This window comes from Streptomyces cellostaticus, assembly GCF_001513965.1.
GTDB lineage: Bacteria > Actinomycetota > Actinomycetes > Streptomycetales > Streptomycetaceae > Streptomyces > Streptomyces cellostaticus.
In genome coordinates, this window is sequence record NZ_KQ948092.1 from 2,201 (window position 1) to 6,452 (window position 4,252).

Genomic DNA, 4,252 nt, shown 5'->3' on the forward strand with positions numbered 1-4,252 from the left:
AGCGAGGGAGACCATCACCGCCCACAGCGCCGGCTGGACCACATCCGCCGACTCCAGCTCAGGAGCACCCGGCGCACCAGCCAGGACATCGGTCAGCGACCAGTCCACAAACGGCCTCAGCGCCTGCTCACACTCCGCGAGGCGCGCGGCGAACACCGGGCTGGACTCGGCCAGTTCACGACCCATACCCAGCCACTGAGACCCCTGCCCCGGGAAGACAAACACCACCCGGGCGCCCGGACGTGCAACACCCGAGACGACCGACCCCGCAGGCACCCCGGCGGTCAGACTCTCCAGCCCCGTCACCAGCTCCCCGCGGTCGCCCCCGACCACCACAGCCCGGTGGTCGAACACCGACCGCGTCGCTGCGAGCGACCACGCGACATCCGTCGGCTCCAGTTCAGGCCGGGCCTCAGCCCACTCCTGCAACCGTCCCGTCTGCCCGGCCAGCCCCTCGGCCGACCGCGCCGACACCACCCACGCACCGACCCCTTCGGTTTCCACAACCATCGGGGCTTCCGGTTCTCCGCTGCCCGCGGAGGCTCCGGCCTTGGCGGGCTCGGGCGCTTCTTCGACGATGATGTGTGCGTTGGTACCGCTCAGACCGAACGACGACACGCCCGCACGACGCGCTCGGCCGTTCACCGGCCACGACACGGACTCGGTCAGCAGCTGCACCTCACCCGCGGACCAGTCCACGTGCGGTGAGGGCTCCTGCGCATGCAGCGTCTGCGGCAGATGCTGGTTCTGCAACGCCAGCACCATCTTGATCACACCGGCCACGCCCGCGGCAGCCTGCGTGTGACCGATGTTGGACTTCACCGAACCCAGCCACAACGGCCGCTCCTCCGGCCGCTCCTGTCCATAGGTCGCGAGCAGCGCCTGCGCCTCGATCGGGTCGCCGAGCGAGGTGCCCGTACCGTGCGCCTCCACCACGTCCACGTCGGCGGCCGACAGCCGGGCGTTGGCCAGGGCCGCGCGGATCACTCGCTGCTGCGAGGGGCCGTTCGGCGCGGTCAGACCGTTGGACGCACCGTCCTGGTTGATCGCGCTGCCCCGCACCACCGCCAGTACCGGATGTCCGAGCCGCTGGGCATCGGAGAGCCGCTCCAGGACGAGCACGCCCACGCCCTCGGACATGCCCATGCCGTCGGCCTCGGCCGAGAACGCCTTGCACCGCCCGTCCATCGCCAGGCCGCTCTGCTGGCTGAATCCCAGGAAGCCTTCGGGAGTCACCATGACCGTGACACCGCCGGCCAGGGCCATCGTGCACTCCCCGGAGCGGATCGCCTGGCTCGCCAGGTGCAGCGCCACCAGCGACGACGAACACGCCGTGTCCACCGTCACCGCCGGACCCTCAAGACCCAGGGCGTACGACACCCGGCCCGACAGCACGCTGGTCACGGTCCCGGTCATCAGGTGGGCTTCACCCTCGATGTCCGCGCCGATGCCGTATCCCGACGCGTAGCCTCCGGCGAAGACTCCGGTCTGGCTGCCGCGCAGCGACTCCGGGGCGATACCGGCCCGCTCCAGCGCCTCCCAGGACACCTCCAGCAGCAGCCGCTGCTGCGGGTCCATGGCAAGAGCCTCACGCGGGCTGATCCCGAAGAACCCGGCGTCGAACCCGGTCATGTCCTGTACGAACCCGCCGGCCTGGACGTACGAGGTACGCCCTTGCCCGGCGCCGGTGTCGCTGAGGCCTTCCAGGTCCCAGCCCCGGTCGTCCGGGAACCCGGAGATCGCGTCTCCGCCCGCGGTCAGCAACTCCCACAGCCCGTCGGGGCTGACCACCCCGCCCGGGTACCGGCAGCTCATTCCCACGATCGCGATCGGCTCATCGGCCGCCGCCTGGGCCGACGCCACCATCGGGAGCGCGGTGTCCTCAGGCAGGGCGCCCAGCAGCTCCGTCTGCAGGTATTCCGACAGGGCGGTGGGGTTGGGGTAGTCGAAGAGCAAGGTGGCCGGCAGCCGGAGATCGGTCGCGGTGCTGAGCTGGTTGCGCAGTTCCACCGCGGTCAGCGAGTCGAAGCCCAGCTCGCTGAAGGCGCGGCCGGCCTCGACCGACTCGGCCGACGGGTAGCCCAGCACCGAGGCGGCCTTGGTCCGGATCAGGTCGGTCAGCGCCCGGCCTTGCTCGGCCCGCGACATTCCCGTCAGCCGCCGCGCCAGATCGCCTTCCGCCTGCGCCGCCTCGGCATCCGACACGGCCGCGGCCAGCTGGCGGATCTCCGGCAGATCCCGCATGGCGGGTATCTGGAGCAGGTCTGCCGCCGCCTCGGGCGCCGACATGATCTCGGTCCAGTCCACGTTCATCACCGTCAGCACGGTGTCGGGACCGTCGAGGGCTTCGCCCAGGGCCCGGACGGCCAGGTCCGGATCCATGAGCACCTCCCACCGGTTGCGGCTCAGCCGCTGCCGGGCGGCCTCGGTGCCCTGCGACACACCACCGCCCGCCCACGGGCCCCAGGCCACCGCCAGACCGGCCAGTCCCCGGTCCCGCCTGCTCTCCGCCACGGCGTCCAGGAAGGCGTTCGCCGCCGCGTAGTTGGCCTGGCCCATGCCTCCCAACGTGGAAGCGACCGAGGAGAACAGCACGAACGCGTCCAGGTCGAGGTCGGCGGTCAGCTCGTCCAGCAAGGCCGCGCCCGTGGCCTTGGGCGCCAGGACCGTCGCCAGTCGCGGAGCCGACAGCCGGTCGATCACACCGTCGTCCAGCAACCCCGCGGTGTGCATCACCGCCGACAGCGCGGGCCCCTCCGTCGCGGTCCAGGCCAGCACTCCGGCCAGGTCCGCCCGCTGGCTCACATCGCACGCGACGACGTCGACCCGGGTGCCCTGGGCGGCCAGTCCGGCGGCCATCGCGGCGACGCCGGCGGCAGCGGGGCCGGAGCGGCTGGTCAGGACGAGTCGCTGAGCGCCACGTCCGGCCACCCACCGGGCCACGTGCCCGCCGATCGCACCGGTTCCACCGGTGATCAGGACACTCCCGCGCGTCGTCCAGGCCTGGCCCGTCCGGGGCTGCGGGGCCCGGGCCAGCCGGCGGCCCAGGATCCCGCTCGGGCGGATCGCCACCTGGTCCTCGCCGCATCCGGCCAGTACGGCCGTCAGCCGCGCTCCGGCACGTTCGTCCAGTACGGCGGGCAGGTCGATCAACCCGCCCCACCGGTCGGGGTGTTCCAGGGCCACGACCCGGCCCAGACCCCATACCTGATTCTGCACCGGGCCGGCCAGTGCCTCGCCCGGTCCAGTGGCTACTGCGCCGCGCGTGGCCACCCACAGCGGTGCGCCCACTTGGGCGTCGCCGAGCGCCTGCACCACGGCCAGGGTTGCGGCCACGCCCTGGGCCACCACCGGATGCGCGGGCACCGGCGTCTCGTCCAGGGCCAGCAGCGACACCACACCCGCCACCGCCGCAGGCTCCGTGTCCTGCAGCGCCTGGCCGAGGGCCGCGGCCACCTCAGTGCGGTCCACCGCCCCGTGCGGCACCTCGGCGACCGCTACTTCGGCGCCTCGGGCGGCCAGCGCCTGCACACATCCCCGCGTCATGTCGTCGTCGGCCTGCCCGGCCGCGGTCACCAGCAGCCAGAGTCCCGACAGCGCCCCCGGGGCCGGCTCCGCGACCGGCGCCCACCTCACCCGGTATCGCCAGTTCGCGGTCACCGACCGGTCCCGCTCCTGGCGCCGCCACGACGCCAGCGCAGGCAGCACCTCGCTGAGATGCTGCTGGTCCTCGATGGCCAGCGTGTCGGCGACCCGGGCCAGGTCACCGCCCTCGATGGCGGCCCAGAACTTCGCCTCGGCCGCCGTGCTCGCACCATCACCGCCGACCAGGTCCGCGGTCGCGGCCGCCGGCTGAAGCCAGTACCGCTGGTGCTGGAACGCATACGTCGGCAGTTCCACCGGCTCTCCGGCGGGCAGCACCGCAGCCCAGTCGACGGTCAGCCCGCCGACGTACGCCTGTGCCAGCGAGGTCACCAGCCGGGTCGCACCGCCGTTGTCACGCTCCAGCGTGCCCACAACCACCACGTCCGCGGTACCCGCATCCTCCGCGGTCTCGGACACCGCGCCCGTCAGCACCGGATGCGGCGACACCTCCACGAACGCCCCGTACCCACCAGTGATCAGCGCACGAACCGCCTCTTCAAAGCGGACCATCTGCCGCAGATTCGCATACCAGTACCCGGCATCCACCTCAATGCCCGACACCCACTCCCCCGTGACCGTCGACACCATCGGCACCCGACCAGCCCGC

Annotated in this window: 1 protein-coding gene; it reads right to left on the reverse strand. The window is 72.5% G+C overall.

Features of this window, described 5'->3' with window-relative positions; translation table 11 throughout:
• A partial coding sequence (locus tag AQI88_RS42115; protein WP_159050596.1) for an SDR family NAD(P)-dependent oxidoreductase occupies positions 1–4,233 on the reverse strand: 4,233 nt, incomplete at its 3' end.
• Positions 4,234–4,252: the final 19 nt, after the last annotated feature.